The sequence below is a fragment of the Secundilactobacillus yichangensis genome (assembly GCF_016861565.1).
Lineage (GTDB): Bacteria > Bacillota > Bacilli > Lactobacillales > Lactobacillaceae > Secundilactobacillus > Secundilactobacillus yichangensis.
This window is the reverse complement of sequence record NZ_BOLK01000001.1, coordinates 183,372-202,964: the sequence shown is the minus strand read 5'-3', so window position 1 is coordinate 202,964 and position 19,593 is coordinate 183,372. Positions and strand designations below refer to the sequence as shown.

The window sequence follows — 19,593 nt, the reverse complement described above, 5'->3', positions numbered from 1 at the left end:
AGGTGACTCTCACCTTTTTTTATGCATTTAACTGGCCACTCACCATACAGAAAGAGGCAAAACATGGCAGAACAAAAATTTCAATTATACGCAGCAACCGCTAGCGGCTTGGAAGCACTAGCAGGTCAAGAATTACGGGATCTTGGTTATGAGGTTCGTGTCGACAACGGTCGAATCTACTTCGAAGGTGATATGCACGATATTTTGCGGGCCAATATTTGGCTGCGAACTGCAGATCGAATCAAAATTATTTTAAACACGTTTAAGGCCACTACCTTTGACGATATCTTCGACACGGTTACCGCGATGCCTTGGGATCAATGGCTGCCCATGGATGCCAAATTTCCTGTGAATGGTCGTTCTAAAAATTCTAAACTGTTTAGTGTTCCTGATATCCAAGCCGTTACCAAAAAAGCAATTGTTAATCAAATGGCTGGCGCTTACCACCGAAAAACCCGCTTCCCAGAAACAGGCGCACTATTCTCATTAGAAATCGCCTTGAATAAAGATGAAGCAACCTTAACGTTGGACACTACTGGTGACAGTTTGTTCAAACGGGGCTACCGTCAGGAAAAGGGTGAGGCACCATTAAAGGAAAACTTCGCTGCTGCATTGATCATGCTGACCAACTGGCATACTGATATGCCGTTTGTTGATCCAATGTGCGGTTCAGGTACATTACCAATAGAAGCTGCCTTAATGGCCCGCAATATTGCACCCGGAATCAACCGGCATTTCTCCTGTGAAAACTGGCATCCTGATAACCTAAAAATCTCAGATGAGCTTAAGGAAGAAGCCAGGGCCAAGCAAAACGACGATGTATTTGACATCACGGGCTGTGATATTGACGGTTCAATGATCGATATTGCTAAGCTGAATGCTAACGGCGCTGACGTTTTGCATGATATTACCTTTAAGCAGATCGCGGTCAAAGATTTTAAAACCGACAAGGAAGACGGTGTCATTATCGTCAACCCGCCATATGGTAAGCGAATGGGTGATCAAAAAAGCGTTCGCAACCTCTACGAACAAATGGGACAAGTGTTCAATCCATTGACCACCTGGTCCAAGTATATTTTGACAGCCGACCTTGAGTTTGAGACGTTCTATGGTCAAAAAGCAACTAAACGCCGTAAATTATATAACGGTGCGTTAAGAACGGATTACTTCCAATATTGGGCACGACGGGCACATAAATAAAAAGCTTCACTAAAAACAAGCGGTATGACTAATCTCGTGATTGGTCATACCCCTGTTTTTTTACCTGTAAAATATTTCAACCATCACGATGTATTAAAATCTAACACAACTACGACAATTCTCAAAAAAATTTAATCTTTCTCTCATATTGAATTCAAGCTGTTTACCAGTAAACTCTTGATTTTTTCCATCTAACATCAGGGAAATACCGCTGGAATAGTATTTTAAACCATGTTAGAATTCATAACATAATAAAAGAGAGAAGTGATTTTATGAATCTTGCTAACGTTGCATTCATGATTCTATCCAGTATTCTAGTCTTATTCATGACACCAGGTTTAGCCTTTTTCTATGGTGGCTTGGTATCAAAACGCAACGTCGTTAATACGATGCTGTCCGTCTTCATTATGACTGGTGTAGCCATTATTTTATGGATCTTAATTGGATACTCATTATCATTCGTTGGCGATCATGGTGGGGTATTTGGCAGTTGGGCACATCCGTTTATGCGTGGTTTAAACTTAAACACGCTGACCAGCACCCATATTCCAACCAGTTTGTATTCACTATTTCAAATGATGTTTGCCATCATCACGCCAGCATTATTCGTTGGGGCGGTAGTTGGCCGAATCCGGTTTAAATTTCTGCTTTCCTTCTTAGTTGTTTGGTCAATCTTTATTTATTACCCGATGGTTCACATGGTATGGAGCCCCTCAGGCATCCTCGCTAAACTTGGCACCCTAGATTTCGCGGGCGGGACAGTTGTTCACATCAACGCAGGGGTCACGGCTTTCGTACTGTCAGCCTTCCTTGGTAAACGAATCAAATTTGGTGACATTCCGCACACCCATTACAACTTACCTTGGGTCCTGCTTGGTGCCACAATTCTTTGGATCGGCTGGTACGGGTTTAACGCCGGTTCAGCTCTTGGCGTTAATAACGTGGCGGTTCAAGCAACAATAACTACCACGGTGGCAACCGCGACGGCAATGGTCGCTTGGATGTTCTTAGATATTTTTGTGAAGGGTAAACCAACGCTGGTCGGTGTTTGCACGGGGACGCTGTGCGGCTTAGTTGGCATTACACCCGGCGCTGGTTTCGTTACGATTACTGGTTCTTTCTGGATTGGCTTGATTGCAACTTGCGGCAGTTACTTCTTCGTTAATGTCCTAAAGGATCGGATCGGGGTTGATGACGCGTTAGACGCCTTCGGCTGCCATGGTGTCAGCGGTATTATCGGCAGTATTGCAACCGGTTTGTTTGCCACTAAAGCCGTCAACAATGCGGTCACAACCAACGGTGTCTTTTACGGTGGTGGCGCACACCTGTTTCTCGTCCAGTTAGCGGCTACGGCAATTACCATCGTTTTCGTGACAATCATGGGCATTATCCTGATCAAAGCACTTCAGCTTGTGATGCCAATGCGTGTTGACCGTGATGAAGAGGCACTTGGTTTGGATATCGGTGAACACGGTGAAGAAGCTGACTATACCGTTGATTTAAGTGATGACGTTGCCAAAGCCCAAAGTGATATGAAGATTTACGCAAACGAGTTTAAAGGTCAAACTGCCCGTTTACGGGAATGAGTTTCTTCCCTTATAATGGAATCATCAAAGTAAATGGGGTGGTTTCATGGGACTCGATCGCACCGAAAGAGTCGAACTGGTGAATATGTGCATGGTTTATGACACAACAACTAAGCAGGTCCTGGTGGAAGATAAAACCGATGTTGATTGGAAATTTGGTCACACTTTCCCGGGGGGACACGTTGAACCCGGCGAGCCCGTAGCCGATGCCATGATTCGTGAAGTGTTTGAGGAAACCGGCCTGCAGATCAGCCAGCTTGAATCCTGTGGCTGCGTGGAGTGGTTTGATCAGCAAGCAGGGTACCGAAAAATTGGTTTTCTGTACCGAACTAGCCACTTCTCTGGCGACCTTAAACAGGGCGATGAGGGGCACATTTTCTGGTTGCCTTTAGCCGATTTGAACGCCAAAAATACGGCTGAGAGCTTCATGGAAATGTTAGCCATTTTCACGAAGCCGACAGTCGTATCAGCTGTATCTTCAATTATGAACGGTCAGTTGCATCTAACTGCCAATCAAGAGAACGATCAGTAGATCCCAGACCGAGTGAACAATAATTCCAGGCCACAGTGACCGGCTTTTAAGGAATAGCCAGCCAAACAAGTAGCCGAGAATAGCTACCGTCACTAACTGGCCCAAAATCGTGAGAAATGACAGTGGCGGGTAGGTAGTGAGATAGCGCGGTAAATGAATCAAGGCAAATAATACCGCTTGAATGAGTAAGGCTGTCTGCTCAGAATCAACAATTTTCCTCAGCCGATTCAACAAATAGCCGCGAAACACCGTTTCCTCACAGATACCGACTACTAAGAAATCCTGCAGCAGCATCGTGGGTTTAAACGTGGCAACGATGCCAACACTGTGACGTTGAATAAACGCCATTGCCAGCATGTAAATAACGATTGCAATCAGTGTAATGTAGAGTGGTTTAAATTTTAAGTTCACCTGAAAGGGCCGTTCGATAGCGAACCGGTCCCTTTTGGTGTGAAAAATCATAAACAGGCCCACGCCCAGCCAAATAAAAAGTTTAACGGCATCCGTCAGCAGCTCCTCTGTCCAGCCGCTAGTCAGATTAAGAATTGGCACGTTAATAAAAACTTGTATTACTAACCATAAAACAAAAAAGTAGCCGTACTGACTAAGCAGCTGACGGCCGGCTCGTTGGTGAAGCATATCGTCACGTCCTTCGTGTTATTCAATGTTTCAAGTTTAGCATGTCACTCAAGTCAGAACAAACCCTGTCATTTTTCTGAATAAAAAGTAACCTTATCCTTTACTTACAAAAAGTAAGCTGTTATACTAGCACTTGTAAACAAATGACTGACACATATTGGAGGATTTTAAAACATGAAGGAACAACTTTTAAACTTAGCAAAACAACGCCGCTCAATCTACGCACTAGGCCGTAATGTGAACGCTAGTGAAGATGATATCGCAAACTTGATCAAGGAAACCATCAAGTGGGCACCAACTTCATTTAATAACCAGACCACCCGTGCCGTGATTCTTTTTGGCGACAGTCATGAAAAGCTTTGGGACATCGTGGCCAAACGCTTAAAGTCTGAAGTTCCTTCTGAAGAAGCCTATCAAAAGACTCTGCAGAAAATCAACGGTTTCAAGTCTGCATTTGGGACGGTTATGTTCTACACGGATATGGACATCGTTCACCGCTTTGAAAGCGACTTTGCACTCTACGCTGATAACTTCAATGACTGGGCTGAACAGGGCCAAGGTTACGCTCAATTTGCAGTTTGGACCGCGCTCGCCGAAAATGGCTTGGGTGCCAACCTGCAACATTACAATCCTTTGATCGATGATGAAGTCAAAGCTGCCTTCAACATTCCAGCTAACTGGCAACTGCGTGCAGAAATGGACTTTGGTTCAATCGAAGCACCAGCTGGCGATAAGGAATTCATGGCTGACGCAGACCGTTTTAAAGTACTAAAGTAAAAATAATTTAATAAGAATATGTCAAAGTCCTTTACATTTATCAACGATGTAAAGGACTTTTTGCGTATCACAGGATAAGCTGCCTGGCACTATTTTTATTTTTCAGTAAATTTTCAAAATTTTCTAGTTAAATCTTGAAAGCGATAGTATGCTAGAATTACGCTATGAAACAAAATTGATTTCAGGGGTGTGGTAAATATAATGAAGAAGAAAGTTGCAATTATTGGCGGCGGCATCGTTGGGGCAAGTGCTGCGTATTATCTCAGCAGTTTACCTGGGGGCAATCAGCTCAGCGTAACCTTGTTTGATGACGGCTCTGGTCAGGCAACAAAAGCGGCCGCCGGAATTATTTCACCATGGCTATCAAAGAGAAGAAATCAGCAATGGTATCAGTTAGCAAAGGACGGTGCCACAACGTTAATGACGCTGGCTCGCCGTGCGAACCTTTCCACTGATATCTATGACCAAACGGGAACCATCATTACCAGAACCAACGAAAAGGATCTGCACGATTTGTACGTGCTGGCCCAAGAACGCCACGAAGATGCACCTGATATGGGTGACGTTGAACTGCTAACTGCCGCTGATGTTAAGGAGCGAATCCCACTTTTAACCAATCCGCAGCCCGGAATTTACGTTAGCGGCGGTGCCAGAATTGATGGTGAAGCTTTGGTCACTAACTTGCTAAAGCAAGCTGAACGGGTCAATCTGTCGGTTAAACACGAACGCGTAAGCTTTGATAAGCAGGGTAACATTCTCTCTTCAACTGGGACGCATAAATTTGATAACGTCATTATCGCCGCTGGCCCGTGGCTGAATGAACTGCTTAAACCGTTAGGCATTAAGGCTGCAGTTCGGCCGCAAAAAGGCCAGCTGATCGAACTGGCGGTGCCCAATTACGAATCACAGGAAAACATGCCCGTCCTGATGCCCGAGGGTGAACGGGATTTCATTCCGTTTGGAAACGGCAAACTCATCGTAGGTGCAACACACGATGACGAGGCCGGGTTTAATTTAACCGCTACGCCAGAAGCTACTCAGGACTTATTGGGCAGTGCCAGACAGTTTGCTGATTACTTAACTGAAGACAGCATTACCAGGACCAAGGTCGGAACGCGCGCTTATACACCGGATTTTGCGCCGTTCTTTGGTCGGCTGAATAACTATCCTAAGTTGTTAGTTGCCAGCGGCTTAGGGGCCTCAGGATTAACTACTGGACCACTGATTGGTCGTTTACTGGCCGGAACTTTAATCTATGGTGGGACACCAGACTGGTCAAACTACGAAAAGCCGCTGACCAATTATTTAAGTTAATCAGTTTCATGTAACGCCTGTTGGGCAAGGTTATGGGCACCCTGGTTCTGCTTTTCCGGCAGCCACTGGGTGATTACCAGGTTAAATTCAGCCTGCTTGGCTAATAGCTGGTCGACTAAGCCTTGATAATGCTTGGCATAGCGCTTTTCAACGCTGTCGGCAACGATTTTTGAATCAGTGAAGTATTGAACGGTGACGTTCTTAGCCTTTCCGTTGAGAAGTTCCAGTAACGCATTAAAACCGGCTAATGCCGCGTAAAATTCCGCATGGTGATTGTCGCTATCAGGCAGGTGCGCATGTAACTGCTGCTGGTGACCAGCATGGACGATCAAAATGCCCGCTGCACTGTGCTGAGTCTCATTGTTAGTTGCTGCATCTGTGTATAATGTATACATGTTATCAAGCCTTTCGAAATGAGGTATTTCTATCATAAATCAAAAACGAAAATTTTTATATCAACCCGCGCCGCTAAGCAGCATTATCCTTTGGAGCTGGACGTTTTGCGTTTTGTTCCTCGGCTTAATTATCGGTTTAGAGGTATCGGCCAAGCTGCAATGGATTGCCTACACACTGGGAATTATCTTCCTAGTACTGACCTGGGCGCAGATTCATTATCGACATATTTACCTGGATCACGGTATCGTCCGTGTGAGCCGGGTCATTAATCACAACTGGGTCAACATCCATTTAAAGGACGTGCAGGAGCTTCACGTTTCAAAATACCGTCTGGGCTTTATTTACGGCGGTAAAATTTATCAATTCATTATGCCTTTGAATTCTACTATCGAACTGAGTAATATAATTGGTGAAACGAAGGAAGAAGCAAGTAAATAAACTGGAGGTTGTTAAATTGAACGATATTGAGATTTCACAAGCTGCAAACGAAGCCCCGATTACAGAGATTGCGGCTGATTTAGGCCTTTCCGCCGACCAAATCGAACCCTATGGGGCGGTAAAGGCAAAGATCAAACTGCCGGTAAAGGGTGATACCAAGAATTCTAAGTTAATTCTAGTGACTTCCATCAACCCGACGCCGGCTGGTGAAGGCAAATCGACGGTTACAGTCGGCCTGGGCGATGCCCTTAAACGGCAGGGCAAGAAAGTCGCAATCGCACTGAGAGAACCCTCTTTAGGTCCGGTAATGGGGATGAAGGGCGGCGCTACCGGCGGCGGTTACGCTCAAGTCGTGCCAATGGAAGACATCAACCTCCACTTTACGGGTGATATGCACGCCCTCACCGAGGCTCATGATACCCTGGCTGCGTTAATTGATAACCACATTCAGCAGGGCAATGAACTCAATATCGATCCGCGGCAGGTCATCTGGAAACGGGTTTTGGACATTAACGACCGGGCACTGCGTCAAACAGTCATCGGTTTGGGCGGCAGGACTTCCGGAGTTCCCCGTCAGGACGGCTTTGACATTACCGTCGCCAGTGAATTAATGGCGATCCTGTGTCTGAGCAAAGATTTAGCCGATTTAAAAGCTCGAATCAACCGGATCGTCATTGGCTATACCTATGATAAGAATCCCGTCACCGTAGCTGATTTAAAAGTCGGCGGTGCCATTACTTTATTATTGAAGGATGCCATCAAACCTAACCTGGTTCAAACACTAGAGCACACGCCAGCAATTATCCACGGCGGTCCATTCGCCAATATTGCTCATGGGTGCAACTCCGTATTAGCCACCCAAACGGCTTTAAAACTGGCTGATTACGTCGTTACTGAAGCCGGTTTCGGAGCCGATCTTGGCGGTGAGAAATTTATGGATATTAAAACGCCAATCTTGGGCAAAACACCGGACGCAGTGGTGATCGTGGCAACCGTTCGGGCACTGAAGTATAACGGCGGCGTCAGCAAGAACGATTTGGAAACCGAAAACTTGGAAGCCTTAGCTGCCGGTTCCGCTAACCTGAAACGGCACGTAGATAGCATGCAGCAATACGGTGTCCCAGTGGTGGTTGCAGTTAATCGGTTCACTTCCGATACGGATGCTGAAATCAATCAACTGCTGGGCTACATTAAAAACGAACTCCACGTACCGGCCTATGACACAACGGTTTGGGCAAACGGTGGCGGCGGTGCCCTTGACTTAGCTGATGCTGTGGTTGAGGCTACTAATCAGACTAGCCACTTTAAACCACTTTACCAGCAAAATGACGATGTCGTGGATAAAATGACCACTATCGTCAAGCAAATTTACGGCGGCAAAGACGTTGTGCTAGAGCCAAAGGCTAAACGCCAGTTGCGGCGGTTTGCTAAATTTGGCTGGGACAAACTACCAGTATGCATGGCGAAAACGCAGTACTCGCTTTCTGATAACGCCAAAGCGCTGGGCGCGCCAACAGGCTTTACCATCCACGTGCGGGAATTTGTGCCAAAACTGGGTGCCGGCTTTATCGTTGCCATGACAGGTAACGTCTTGACCATGCCCGGTTTGCCAAAACATCCGGCAGCTTTGGATATGGATATTGATGCTGACGGTAAGATTACTGGTCTCTTTTAAAAAACAAACAAAGCGGCAGATAACAATCAGTTTATCGGCCGCTTTTTGTTTATGACTCAGAAAATAGGTCCTTTTAAGGCCGGGATGAATTGCCTATATCCGTGCTATCGAATATAATAAGAGTTATCTAAATCATTCACATCACACGAATAAAGGGAGTTGCCAACTTGTTAATTGGGCTAAGTACAGTATTTATTATTTTATTATTTTTTATCGATCAATGGATCAAGCATACCGTTGTGGCAACGATTGCCCTGGGCGCTACGCATACCGTCCTGCCGGGAGTCTTCTCTTTAACTTATATCAGAAACGACGGCGCTGCTTGGAGTATGTTAGCCGGTCAGCAGTGGTTTTTCCTGATTATTTCGGTGGCTGCACTAGCAGTGATGATCTGGTTTTTATTCCGCTACCGTACCAATTGGCAGTATGAAATTGGTTTGGCATTCATGATTGCCGGAACCCTAGGGAACTTTTATGACCGGCTCGTTAACGGCTTCGTTGTAGATATGTTTCAGTTAGACTTTATTAACTTTCCAATCTTTAATTTTGCCGATTCTTGTTTAACGGTCGGCGTGATTTGGATCATGGTAGTTTTATTCTTGGAAGATAAATCGGAGGCACCCCATGCCTAAGAAGGTTCAGTTAGAAATTACGGATCAATCCGGTCGTCTGGACAAAGTGTTAAGTGAGATGATGCCGGACGAAAGCCGCTCACACTTAAAACAGGCTATCGAAGAAGACCGCGTCTTGGTTAATTCTCAGGTGGAAAAGCCTAAGTATAAAGTCCAACCGGGTGATCAAATCGAAGTAACGATTCCTGATCCGGTTCCATTAGACTTAGAGCCAGAAAACATTCCGTTGGACATTGTTTACGAAGATGATGACGTTATCGTGGTTAATAAACCATCGGGAATGGTGGTTCATCCTTCGCCAGGGCACCCTGATCACACCTTAGTCAACGCGCTGCTGTACCATTCACCGCTATCGACGATCAACGGGACGTACCGCCCAGGGATCGTCCACCGGATCGATAAAGATACTTCGGGTCTGCTGATGGTGGCTAAAAACGACAACGCGCATCGCTCATTGGCTGCTCAACTAAAGAATAAAACTAACTTGCGAGAGTACATTGCGCTGGTCCACGGCGTGATTAAGCAAGATACCGGCGTCATCGACGCGCCAATTGGCCGTTCACCGAAGGATCGGAAACGGCAGGCCATTGTAGCGGATGGCCGTCATGCAGTCACACATTTTAAAGTACTGGAACGTTACTTGAACTATACCTTGATTTCATGCTGGCTTGAAACGGGACGAACTCACCAAATTCGGGTGCACATGAAGTCCATCGGTCACCCCTTAGCTGGGGACCCGTTGTACGGGCCACGCAAAACCATCGCGGGCTCTGGTCAATTTCTGCACGCCAAGAAATTAGGATTCAGGCACCCGGTCACGGGCAAGCAGCTGGTGTTTGAGGCTCCGTTACCGGCAGACTTTCAGAAAGTCATCAACCGGCTTCGGGAACAGACACCTGGCTTGAAATAATATGGCTTGCAAGTATTTCCGTTCCAGCATATGGTTAGGTTATAGCAGTCTTTTGAGAACATTAGAATTAAAAAAACAGGAGGCCACTCATGGCAAAAGTAGTTGTAGATGCAATGGCAATGCAGCGTGCACTGACACGAATTACTTACGAAATTATTGAACATAATAAAGGAATCGACGGCCTAGTAATTCTTGGCATTAAGACCCGCGGTGTGTATTTGGCACAACGAATTGCCAGCCGGTTAAAACAGTTAGAAAACGCCAGTGTGCCCGTAGGTGAACTGGACGTGACTCAATACCGTGATGATATTGAACATGATAGTCAGGATACTGATCCCCAAGTCACCGTATCGAAAATCGATTTTCCAGTGACCGATAAGAAGGTCATCTTGGTGGACGACGTTTTGTATACCGGTCGGACAATTCGGGCCGCAATGAGTGCCATCATGGACCTTGGCCGGCCAAAACAGATCAATCTAGCCGTTTTAGTTGATCGCGGTCACCGTGAATTACCAATCCGTGCTGATTTTGTCGGCAAAAACATTCCAAGTTCACAGCAGGAACGGATCAAAGTATCAGTCAGTGAAATCGACGGTCACGATAGTGTCGAAATCATTGAAAGATAGCATAGTAATCAGGATTGGAATGATATAAATGGCACAACGCTTTTTAATATTGGAAGATGGTTCAATTTACCCAGGGCACGGCTTCGGTGCTGGTGCCACAACCACTGGTGAGATCGTCTTTAACACCAGTATGCTGGGCTACCAAGAAATCGTGACCAACCAAATCTACCACAATCAGATTATTGTCTTTTCTCAGCCAATCGTCGGTAGTATTGGAATTGCCCACGATGCCTATGAATCCATTCTGCCAACCGCAAAGGGCATGGTCGTTCGTGACGTCACGGACATTTCGAAGAATCGGCAACGGTCACTTTCGTTGGATCAATTTTTAAAACAGCATAATATTCCTGGTATCAGCGGCATTGATACTCGGCATTTAATTCGCCAAATTAACCAAACTGGCACCATTAAGGGCAGTATCGTAGATGTTGCTGATGACCATGCATTCGATCAGCTGCATGCTACCGTGTTGACCAGCCAGCAGGTTGCCCAAGTCGCCACGCCGCGGCCGTACCCCAACCCTAACCAAGGATACAACGTGGTTGTGATCGACTTTGGCCTGAAACACGGCATTTTACGGCAGCTGTCAAAACGGGACTGCAACGTCACCGTTTTACCTTGGGATGCCAGTGCGCAAGACGTGATCAATCTGGATCCGGACGGTGTGTTACTCTCTACCGGACCTGGATCACCACTGGATTTACCAGAGAGTGTGTTAGATATGATTCGGACAATTCAAGAACGGATTCCGCTATTTGCAATTGGTCTGGGACACGAATTATTCGCGTTGGCTAACGGCTCGGAAATTACGAAATTAAAATTATCTCACCATGGTGCTAATCACCCGATTCGCAAGGTGATCACTAACGAAATTATTTACGCCATGGAAAGTCAGGAATACGTGGTGGATCCGGATTCGGTTGACCGAGATCGGCTGATCACAACTTATCTGGATATCATCGATGGGTCGATTCAAGGACTGCGTCACCGGGATTATCCAGCATTTTCAGTTCAATTTTTCCCGGATGGTGCGCCAGGTCCTAACGATTCAGTTGACCTCTTCGATGAATTTATTGAAATCATGGGGACTCGGGAGTGATGAGATGGATACTGAAATTCAAAAAATACTCATAATTGGTGGGGGACCAACCGAGATTGGCCATGAAACCGAATTGGACGCCGCGTGTGTTCAAATCATGCAGGCGTTTAAGAAACAGGGCATCCGCTCACTGTTAATCGATAACAACCCGTTTTCCGCCTCGTTGGAAGACGTGCAGCCGACCAACATGTTCATTCAAGCGGTGACCGCGGATAATGTCCAGCGAATCATCGAAAAGGAACAGCCAGATGCGATTTTGCCCACAGTGGGTGGCGTAACTGCAATCAGCGTGATTCAGGAACTGCAGGAAAACGGTGTTTTGGCTGATAACAACGTCAAAACACTGGGTATTCCAGCTGATGCGATGATGGATATCAATAATCCAGATCGGCTCAACGACGTGATGCGCAATGTCGGCGTACCAGTGATTGCTTCGGAAACTATTGGCACGTTGGATGAAGCCGTTAACGTCGCCAACGATATTGGCTATCCGGTGATCGTTAAACCAATTGCACCGAAGATTGACACCAACCGAATGCTCTGTGAAAACGAAACTGACATGATCAGTGCCGTCTCTCGCGGACTATCATGGTCACGGTTTAAACAGTGTGTTATCGAACAAAGCATCGTCGGCTATAAGGAAATTGAACTGGTCTCAATGCGTGATACGATGGGTACTCAAGTCTTGATTGCCGGACTGGAAAACATTGATCCGATCGGGATTCACTCCGGTGATTCCATGGTCGTCACGCCAACTTTAACGTTGAGTAACGCTGAATACGAATCGTTACGAGACACCGCTTTTGCAATCAACAATCAATTTCGCTTTACCGGCGTAGTTCACACTCACTTTGCGCTGCGTGCTGACGGTGAAAGCTACTACGTCACTAAAGTCACACCGTATAATGACCGGGGAACTTCGTTAGCTGCCTGTGCCACTGGTTACCCGATTGCATACGTAGCCGCTAATTTATACTTAAACCAGAAACTGACGGATGTGCGTCTGCCAGACATTTACCATTTTCGCCAAACGGCTTTGCTGGAGCCTAGTCTGGATCACGTTGTGGTTCGAATTCCACTGTGGCCATTCGAAGATGTCAAATCCGCTGACCGGCATTTAAGTACGGTCATGAAATCAGTGGGATCAACGATTGGTATTGGTCGAAGTACTGAAGAAGCAATTTTAAAAGCATTACGATCGTCACAGTTCAGTCCGCAAGACGAATTACCATCCATGAGTGATTTAACTGACTCACAAATTATCTCACAGCTGATTCATCCCTTATCCAGTCGAATCCTCATTTTGCTGGAGGCACTACGTCGTGGCTATCAAGTCGACGAACTGAATGAATTGACGAAAATCGATCAGTTCTACTTTGTAAAATTAAAACATATCTTAGAGATCGAACAAGACATCAGAAAGCACCCAATGTCAGTAGACGCGCTGCATGAGGGGCGTTACTACGGCTTTGGGGACGGCATGATTGCCAGAATGTGGCAGACTGATATTGATAATGTCCGTCAGTTGGGACAGGATAATCACATTTCGCCAACTTATAAGGGTATTGAACCTTCAGCCGGTGAACTGTTGGGCACGCCAACTGGCTATTACAGTACTTTCGAGCTGGAAAACGAAAGCCAGCAGCTTTCAGACAAAACGGTACTGGTACTGGGACGGGGCGGTAATCAGCTGGGGCCAAATGCATCAGCCGATTATTTCACAACTGAAATGCTTAAACAACTCAGAAAATCTGGTTACCAAACAGTGATTATGAACACTAATCCCAATGCTGGTTCGTTAACTGCAACACTGACAGATAAGCAGATTATTGACCCCGTCCAGTTAGGCGACATTATGAACGTGATTGCCATTGAACATCCCGTTAAAATTTTCGTCCCTGGTAACCGACATTATCTTACACGGGAGCTGCGACGACGCGACTACTCAATATCAATTTTGCCGCCTGACCAGGAAAAACGCAGTGAGTTACTCAGTGATCACGCGAATATTGGCCTCGATCTTTTTGTAACTGAGGGTCATATTGTGCCAATATTAGCCAGTGATCTCCGTTCAGATCAGGGGATTGCCACGACCTTGGACCAGATTACTTTAATGCGCACGCCAGCATCACTGACTCCTCAGCAGTTAGACGCGATCATTGCACATGCCAAGAGCTATATTGGTGCCCATAAGCGAACTGGCATGGTTCAAATGCTATATACAACTAATGGCAAAAAAGAGCCGCAGTTTGCTGGTGTCAGACCAACCCGGCTGACAACCATCGCCTACCTGAATAAGGTAACGGGAATCAACTGGGTCCGGATGCTTGTACGTCAGGCGCTAGGCGAAATCGATGAAGAGTTGATTTCAAAGCTAGCGGTGGATATTCATTCAGACCGCCGTTCGCAGGTTCGGGGAACTTTCCCATTTAAGCAACTGCAGCTGCCTGATCAACTCGGATTAACCACCCAAGAGGTGGGGGCAAGAATAAGCTTTGAAACACTGTAAAATACGTTTAAAAATAAAAGCCATGATTTCAGCAAATACTGAAAATCATGGCTTTTATAGACTGTATATAAAAATTCTTTATTGCTTGGTGCTTAATCTCTCCACAAACTCACGGTCAGGGGTGACGAAGAGCGTTTTTTGGCCTTCATAAATCACGTAACCAGGTTTAGCGCCATTGGGTTTGCGAATTTTCTTAACCTGAACGTAGTCAACCGGTACGGAACTGGATTGACGAGCTTTAGAATAATAGGCAGCAATGGTAGCAGCTTCCACTAAAGTTTGGTCTGAAGGGTTGGCATCGTGAATAATCACGTGGGAACCCGGCATGTTTTTAACGTGCAGCCAAATATCGGTTTTAGCAGCGCTGTGCAGTGTCAGTTTTTCGTTTTGCAGGTTATTTTTCCCAACCTCAATTTTAGTGCCATCACTGGCAGCAAAGACTTCTGGTTTTGAAACCTGACGCCGTTTCTTCTTACCGCTGCGTTGATTGTGTTCGTGATCACGCAAATAGCCGCCTTGCTGCAGTTCGGCCTTAATATCGGCCAGGTCTTTAGGTGCCGCCAACTCAATCTGTGAACTGATATTTTCGAGGTAATCAATTTCGGCATTGGTCTTAGCCATCTGATCGTTAACGTAGCTCACCGAGGCCTTTAACTTATTATACTTTTTGAAATACTTCTGAGCGTTTTGTGACGGACTGATTTGATTGGATAGGCTGATCTTCAGCGGTTTCTCATCGTTATAGAAATTCGGCAGCGTGATGCTGGTCATGCCACGGGTCACCTTGGTCAAATAAGTCGTTAGCAGTTCGCCTTTAATCCGGTACTCATCCGCGTCTTCAGCTGATTTAAGCGTGGACTGCAATTTTTTTAACTTGGTCCGATTTTTCTTGAGTTCATTACGAACCACGTGAATTAAGGTACTGCCTTGCTGCTGAACCCGGTCACGTTCGGCACGGTCCTGATAGTAAAAGTCCAACATAGCGCTTAAACTATCAAACGACTTGCTGGTAACGTGTTCCTGACCGTACGGAAAGGCATTGAAGCCGGTTTTACCTTTATCGTTGGTCACTAACACCGGTTCTGGCTGATCAAACCGCTTGAAAAAGGCGCTAAAAAGATCAACCGGATCACCTGCCTGATGCAGGGCCTTAGCCAGCCCCAAAGCAGTGTCTTGGCCGAGGCCTTGATACGTATGCCGTAATTGCTGAGCGAGCACATCCTCGTTGGGGTAGTCACGGACTAACGCTTTAACTGCCTCTTTAGCGTCACTTTCAAATGGATCTGTGAGATCCTGTGCCGGCGGATTGATATAATGACCGCCTGGTAACAAGGTCCGATACCGGTTTTGGTCAGAGCCGACGTGTTTGATCGTATCCAAAATGGTACTAGAAGCCAAGTCAATCAAAATGACGTTACTGTGACGAGCCATGATTTCAATGATCAAGCGCAATGTCACTTGGTCACCCAGTTCGTTGCGACTGGTAAAATCTAGGTGAACCACCCGGTCATTGGCTGCTTGACTAATACCGGTCAAAATAGCGCCACTCAGATACTTCCGCATCATCATCGTAAAGTTGGTGGGCGTCACTGGGTTGACATAGGGGATATCAGTAATTTGAATTCGGGCAAAGGTAGGGTTTGCTGATAACAGTAACGGCAGACTCTTCCGGTTAGCCCGAATGGTTAAGATCACTTCATTATTATAGGGTTGGTTGATCTTTGAAACGCGACCGCCAACCAGCTGCTGGCTTAACTCGCCAACCATTGCGTGGGTAAATGCACCATCGAATGACATGGTCTCACTTCCTTCGTTCGTATTTTCGCACGGCTACTAGTATAACGGTGTTCACAAGCATAGTAAAGCAGATTGGAACGAATTTAAGAGTAAATAAAGACGCATTTTAAGCAAAAAGATGTATAATACAAGTAAATACTTAACGAAGGGGGACGCGTGCCTTGGAGGGAATCTTAGATAACTTAAGTTTAGCTGCGAAATCATTGCAGACTCAAACCACTAAAATTACGAAGCACTACCACGTCACGATCGCCGAGTGGCGGCTCTTACGTCAAATCGAAGATCAGGTCATCACCCAGGATGCCATGGCAGATGCCCTGCAGTTGGATACCTCGACTTTAAGCCGGCAGCTAAAAAACCTCACCAGTAAGGAGCTCGTCTCTAAAACCGCTGTGGGGAAAGATCGCCGACAATTGGAATACGCGCTGACGGCAACTGGGCACAACACGCTGCAGCATATTAATGAGGACTATGACGCCCTGATTGATGCAGTCTTTCATTACTGGCCAGAAGATGAACAGCAGATGATGAAGATTATGCTGAACCGGCTTAGCCGCAGTCTGGATCGCGCCGATAGCATCTTAAAAGAAGATCAAAAGTAAGCTCTTTCGTAACGGTTGCCGTAAACTTTAAGCAATCGTTACATTTTTGTACATGCTTGCTTTCATACCGTGTATTAGTTACAATTAATCCCAGACTTAAACAAAGGGTAAGTTAAATCGAAGAAAGAAACGGGTGTTTACCATGAAAATAGCTGTCGTCACTGATAGTACCAGCTATTTGTCAAAAGAGGACATTGAGCGCTATCAGATTCACGTCGTCCCGATCCCAGTGATCATCGACGGCCGCTCCTACAACGAAGGTGTGGATATTACCACCGAGGAATTTTGGGATAAACTGCGCTCTTCCAAATCATTTCCCAGTACCTCACAGCCACCGCTGGGTGAAATGATCCAACTGTACCAGCAATTGGGTGATGAGGGCTATGACACGATTATCAGTATTCACTTGGCCAGCACGATTTCTGGGTTTGTCAACTCACTTAAGCAGGTTAACGAAAACTTAACCAACACACATGTGGTCGTCTATGACTCACAGATTACTGTAAAGTTAATGGGTTATTTAGCGATTGAGGCTTCGAAAATGGCCGTGGCTGGTAAAACAGTTGAGGAAATCATTTCACGTTTAGACGCTGTTCGGGCGACTATCGACGAAATTTTTGTTGTTGATGACCTGCAAAACCTCGTTCGGGGGGGTCGCCTATCTAACGCTTCCGGCTTCGTCGGCAGTTTGCTGAAGATTAAACCGCTGTTGACCTTTGACGATGAAAGCCACGAGATCGTAGCGTTTGAAAAGGTTCGTTCGCGCAAGAAAGCACTACTGCGGGTTGAAGATTTATTTGCCGAAGCCGTTGAAGCTGCGGATTATCCAATTCGTGCCATTATTATTGATGGTAACGATCCTGAAGGTGCGGACAACTGGCAGAAACAAATTAAAAATAAATTTCCAGAGATTCCGATTGAACGGAGTTACTTTGGTCCCGTTATTGGCACCCATTTAGGCGAGAAATCGCTGGCACTGGCTTGGCTTATAGATACGGATAAAGCTTGATTTTTTGCAATTATAATTCAAATTGTTCTGAGGACGTCGCAAGTTTGCGGCGTCCTTTTTTCTTTGATTTCTGCAGAAAGGTTTTGTATTTGTTGGAAGCGTTTTATAATGAAGATGATCAGAAATCAAAGATCTAGGAGGTCTTCGCATGGTGAAAACAAAAGCGATTATGATTGGTGCTGGCTTAGCCAACATGGCAAGTGCGGTCTATCTGATTCAAGAAGCACACTGGTCCGGTAATCAAATCACGTTCTATTCAATTGATGACCATGGTTCAAACGACGGTGATGAGGCAAAATACGCTAAGGATGACTATTGGAATAAGAACCATCCTACTAAAAACCATGAAGGCTATATTGCCCGTGGCGGCCGGATGTTAAACTACCGAACTTACGTAGATTTGATGGACTTATTGGGCCGGATCCCTTCAGGCACTGAAACCGGCATGACTGCCGCAGCTGACACTAGGGAATTCGACGCCCGTCACCGGACTTTCGATAAGGCCCGGCTGCTGCAAGGCGGTAAGGGTATCGTTAACGGCGGTAAACTGGGTCTGAATAACAAAGACCGTTCACTGTTAACTAAACTTATCTTGATGCCCGATGACCAAGAAGAACGGCTGGATAATGTCACCATCGCGGAATATTTCAAAGATGATCCGCACATGTTCCAAACTAACTTCTGGTACATGTGGGAAACCACTTTTGCGTTCCGGATTCAAAGTTCGGCTCAAGAATTACGTCGCTACATGCACCAAATGATTTATGAATTTACGCAAATCGAACACTTAGTCGGCGTCAACCGAACCCGTTACAACCAGTACGAAAGTATCATGAAACCATTGATCAATTACCTTAAAGACCAAGGCTGCAGTTTCGTATTGAATCGACGCGTCACCGACTGGCACTTTAAGGATACCCCGCTTCAAGATGAAATCACCGTGACTGGACTGGTCATGACTAACACGGAAACCGGTGAAGAGGAAACGGTGGACGTGGACGAACAGACGGCTGTTATCTTTACTAACGGTTCAATTACCGATTCAGCTACCATGGGTGACTTCAACACTCCAGCCGAAGAAAATATGGACTATGGGGCTGCCTCAGGGCTGTGGAAGAAAGCTACGGAACACTTCTACAATCTTGGTAATCCTGATAAGTTCTTCGCGGATCGGAACGCCAGTGAGTGGAGCAGCTTTACGTTAACTACTAAGAACCATTTACTGCTAAACGAGATTACTCGGATCACCACTCAAGTACCTGGTAACGCGCTGAACTCGTTTATTTCCACTACGCCGATTACTGACCTAGGACAAAAAGACGTGAATATGTCTATCGTGGTTCACCATCAACCGCATTTCACCACGCAGAAACCGAATGAATCCGTTATTTGGGGCTACTTCTTATATCCACGGCGCTATGGTGAATTCGTAGATAAACCGTACATCAAAATGACCGGCAAGGAAATGGCTGAAGAACTCATTGGTCAGCTGTCAAAAGTTGATCCGGGTCCTGGTAATATTATGGATAAAAAGGCTGATATCATGGACAGCATTATTAACTGCATTCCAGTTTATATGCCATACGCCTCAGCACTCTTTAACAACCGGGCTAAAACGGATCGGCCAAAGGTGATTCCTGATCACAGTACGAACCTGGCGTTCACCGGTGAATTTGCTGATCAGCCATATCAAATGGTCTTCACCGAACAAAGTGCCGTTCGCTCAGGCGAAATTGCTGCCTATCATTTTACCGGCATTCCAATGAGTAAACTGGTTCATAATCCGCGTTACGATAAGGATTTAAAAACGTTGGCAAAAGCAACCAAGAAACTCTTCGCTTAGTCAATTGTA

18 protein-coding genes are annotated in these 19,593 nt (G+C 45.8%); 15 read left to right on the top strand and 3 right to left on the bottom strand.

The window, feature by feature from the left end; genetic code table 11:
• The first annotated feature begins 63 nt into the window (after positions 1-63).
• From JUE95_RS00920 to JUE95_RS00910, 3 genes are all read left to right on the top strand, one after another.
• Positions 64-1,200: a THUMP domain-containing class I SAM-dependent RNA methyltransferase gene (locus tag JUE95_RS00920; RefSeq protein WP_203648515.1), complete on the top strand. Its 1,137-nt coding sequence runs from the start codon at positions 64-66 to the stop codon at positions 1,198-1,200.
• A gap of 272 nt (positions 1,201-1,472) precedes the next feature.
• Positions 1,473-2,786 carry an ammonium transporter gene (locus tag JUE95_RS00915; RefSeq protein WP_203648513.1) on the top strand — a complete coding sequence of 438 codons (1,314 nt, stop codon included), beginning with the start codon at positions 1,473-1,475 and terminating at the stop codon, positions 2,784-2,786.
• A gap of 46 nt (positions 2,787-2,832) precedes the next feature.
• Complete coding sequence (locus JUE95_RS00910; RefSeq protein ID WP_203648511.1) at positions 2,833-3,318, top strand: 8-oxo-dGTP diphosphatase; 486 nt, start codon at positions 2,833-2,835, stop codon at positions 3,316-3,318.
• Here JUE95_RS00910 and JUE95_RS00905 read toward each other — a convergent pair.
• Positions 3,289-3,957 (bottom strand): CPBP family intramembrane glutamic endopeptidase, encoded by a 669-nt coding sequence (locus tag JUE95_RS00905; RefSeq protein WP_203648509.1) that lies wholly within the window; start codon positions 3,955-3,957, stop codon positions 3,289-3,291. The two genes, JUE95_RS00910 and JUE95_RS00905, sit on opposite strands and share 30 nt — an antisense overlap.
• Positions 3,958-4,131: 174 nt before the next feature.
• Here JUE95_RS00905 and JUE95_RS00900 point away from each other — a divergent pair, with 174 nt between their 5' ends.
• Complete coding sequence (locus JUE95_RS00900; RefSeq protein ID WP_203648507.1) at positions 4,132-4,734, top strand: nitroreductase family protein; 603 nt, start codon at positions 4,132-4,134, stop codon at positions 4,732-4,734.
• A gap of 201 nt (positions 4,735-4,935) precedes the next feature.
• The gene (locus tag JUE95_RS00895; RefSeq protein ID WP_203648505.1) at positions 4,936-6,048 is read left to right on the top strand and encodes an NAD(P)/FAD-dependent oxidoreductase; all 1,113 of its coding nucleotides are present in this window, start codon (positions 4,936-4,938) and stop codon (positions 6,046-6,048) included.
• Here the strand turns inward: JUE95_RS00895 and JUE95_RS00890 are convergent.
• The gene (locus JUE95_RS00890) at positions 6,045-6,443 is read right to left on the bottom strand and encodes a ribonuclease HI family protein (protein ID WP_203648503.1); all 399 of its coding nucleotides are present in this window, start codon (positions 6,441-6,443) and stop codon (positions 6,045-6,047) included. The two genes, JUE95_RS00895 and JUE95_RS00890, sit on opposite strands and share 4 nt — an antisense overlap.
• A 25-nt stretch (positions 6,444-6,468) precedes the next feature.
• Between JUE95_RS00890 and JUE95_RS00885 the strand changes: the two genes are divergently transcribed.
• From JUE95_RS00885 to JUE95_RS00855, 7 genes are all read left to right on the top strand, one after another.
• Complete coding sequence (locus JUE95_RS00885; RefSeq protein ID WP_308440882.1) at positions 6,469-6,882, top strand: EbsA family protein; 414 nt, start codon at positions 6,469-6,471, stop codon at positions 6,880-6,882.
• Between the two features lie 16 nt (positions 6,883-6,898).
• On the top strand, positions 6,899-8,557 hold the full coding sequence (locus JUE95_RS00880) for a formate--tetrahydrofolate ligase (protein WP_203648501.1): 1,659 nt from the start codon (positions 6,899-6,901) through the stop codon (positions 8,555-8,557).
• A gap of 173 nt (positions 8,558-8,730) precedes the next feature.
• Positions 8,731-9,189 carry a signal peptidase II gene (gene lspA, locus JUE95_RS00875; RefSeq protein ID WP_203648741.1) on the top strand — a complete coding sequence of 153 codons (459 nt, stop codon included), beginning with the start codon at positions 8,731-8,733 and terminating at the stop codon, positions 9,187-9,189.
• On the top strand, positions 9,182-10,099 hold the full coding sequence (locus JUE95_RS00870; protein ID WP_203648499.1) for an RluA family pseudouridine synthase: 918 nt from the start codon (positions 9,182-9,184) through the stop codon (positions 10,097-10,099). The genes lspA and JUE95_RS00870 overlap by 8 nt, the downstream gene beginning before the upstream one ends.
• Before the next feature lie 89 nt (positions 10,100-10,188).
• Positions 10,189-10,725, top strand: coding sequence for a bifunctional pyr operon transcriptional regulator/uracil phosphoribosyltransferase PyrR (pyrR, locus tag JUE95_RS00865; RefSeq protein ID WP_203648497.1), 537 nt, complete (start codon positions 10,189-10,191; stop codon positions 10,723-10,725).
• 28 nt (positions 10,726-10,753) lie between these two features.
• Entirely contained in the window at positions 10,754-11,824 is a 1,071-nt protein-coding gene (locus JUE95_RS00860; protein ID WP_203648495.1) for a carbamoyl phosphate synthase small subunit, read from the top strand.
• 4 nt (positions 11,825-11,828) lie between these two features.
• Positions 11,829-14,333 carry a carbamoyl phosphate synthase preATP-grasp domain-containing protein gene (locus tag JUE95_RS00855; protein ID WP_203648494.1) on the top strand — a complete coding sequence of 835 codons (2,505 nt, stop codon included), beginning with the start codon at positions 11,829-11,831 and terminating at the stop codon, positions 14,331-14,333.
• Positions 14,334-14,411: 78 nt separating this feature from the next.
• On the opposite strand, the gene JUE95_RS00850 is transcribed toward JUE95_RS00855, so the two are convergent.
• Positions 14,412-16,130, bottom strand: coding sequence for an NFACT RNA binding domain-containing protein (locus tag JUE95_RS00850; protein WP_203648492.1), 1,719 nt, complete (start codon positions 16,128-16,130; stop codon positions 14,412-14,414).
• Positions 16,131-16,291: 161 nt separating this feature from the next.
• Here JUE95_RS00850 and JUE95_RS00845 point away from each other — a divergent pair, with 161 nt between their 5' ends.
• The 3 genes from JUE95_RS00845 (at position 16,292) to JUE95_RS00835 (ending at position 19,584) form a co-directional block, all read left to right on the top strand.
• Complete coding sequence (locus tag JUE95_RS00845; RefSeq protein ID WP_203648490.1) at positions 16,292-16,732, top strand: MarR family winged helix-turn-helix transcriptional regulator; 441 nt, start codon at positions 16,292-16,294, stop codon at positions 16,730-16,732.
• A gap of 142 nt (positions 16,733-16,874) precedes the next feature.
• Positions 16,875-17,741 (top strand): DegV family protein, encoded by an 867-nt coding sequence (gene fakB / locus JUE95_RS00840; RefSeq protein WP_203648489.1) that lies wholly within the window; start codon positions 16,875-16,877, stop codon positions 17,739-17,741.
• 148 nt (positions 17,742-17,889) lie between these two features.
• Positions 17,890-19,584, top strand: coding sequence for an oleate hydratase (locus JUE95_RS00835; protein WP_203648488.1), 1,695 nt, complete (start codon positions 17,890-17,892; stop codon positions 19,582-19,584).
• The last annotated feature ends 9 nt before the right edge of the window (positions 19,585-19,593 follow it).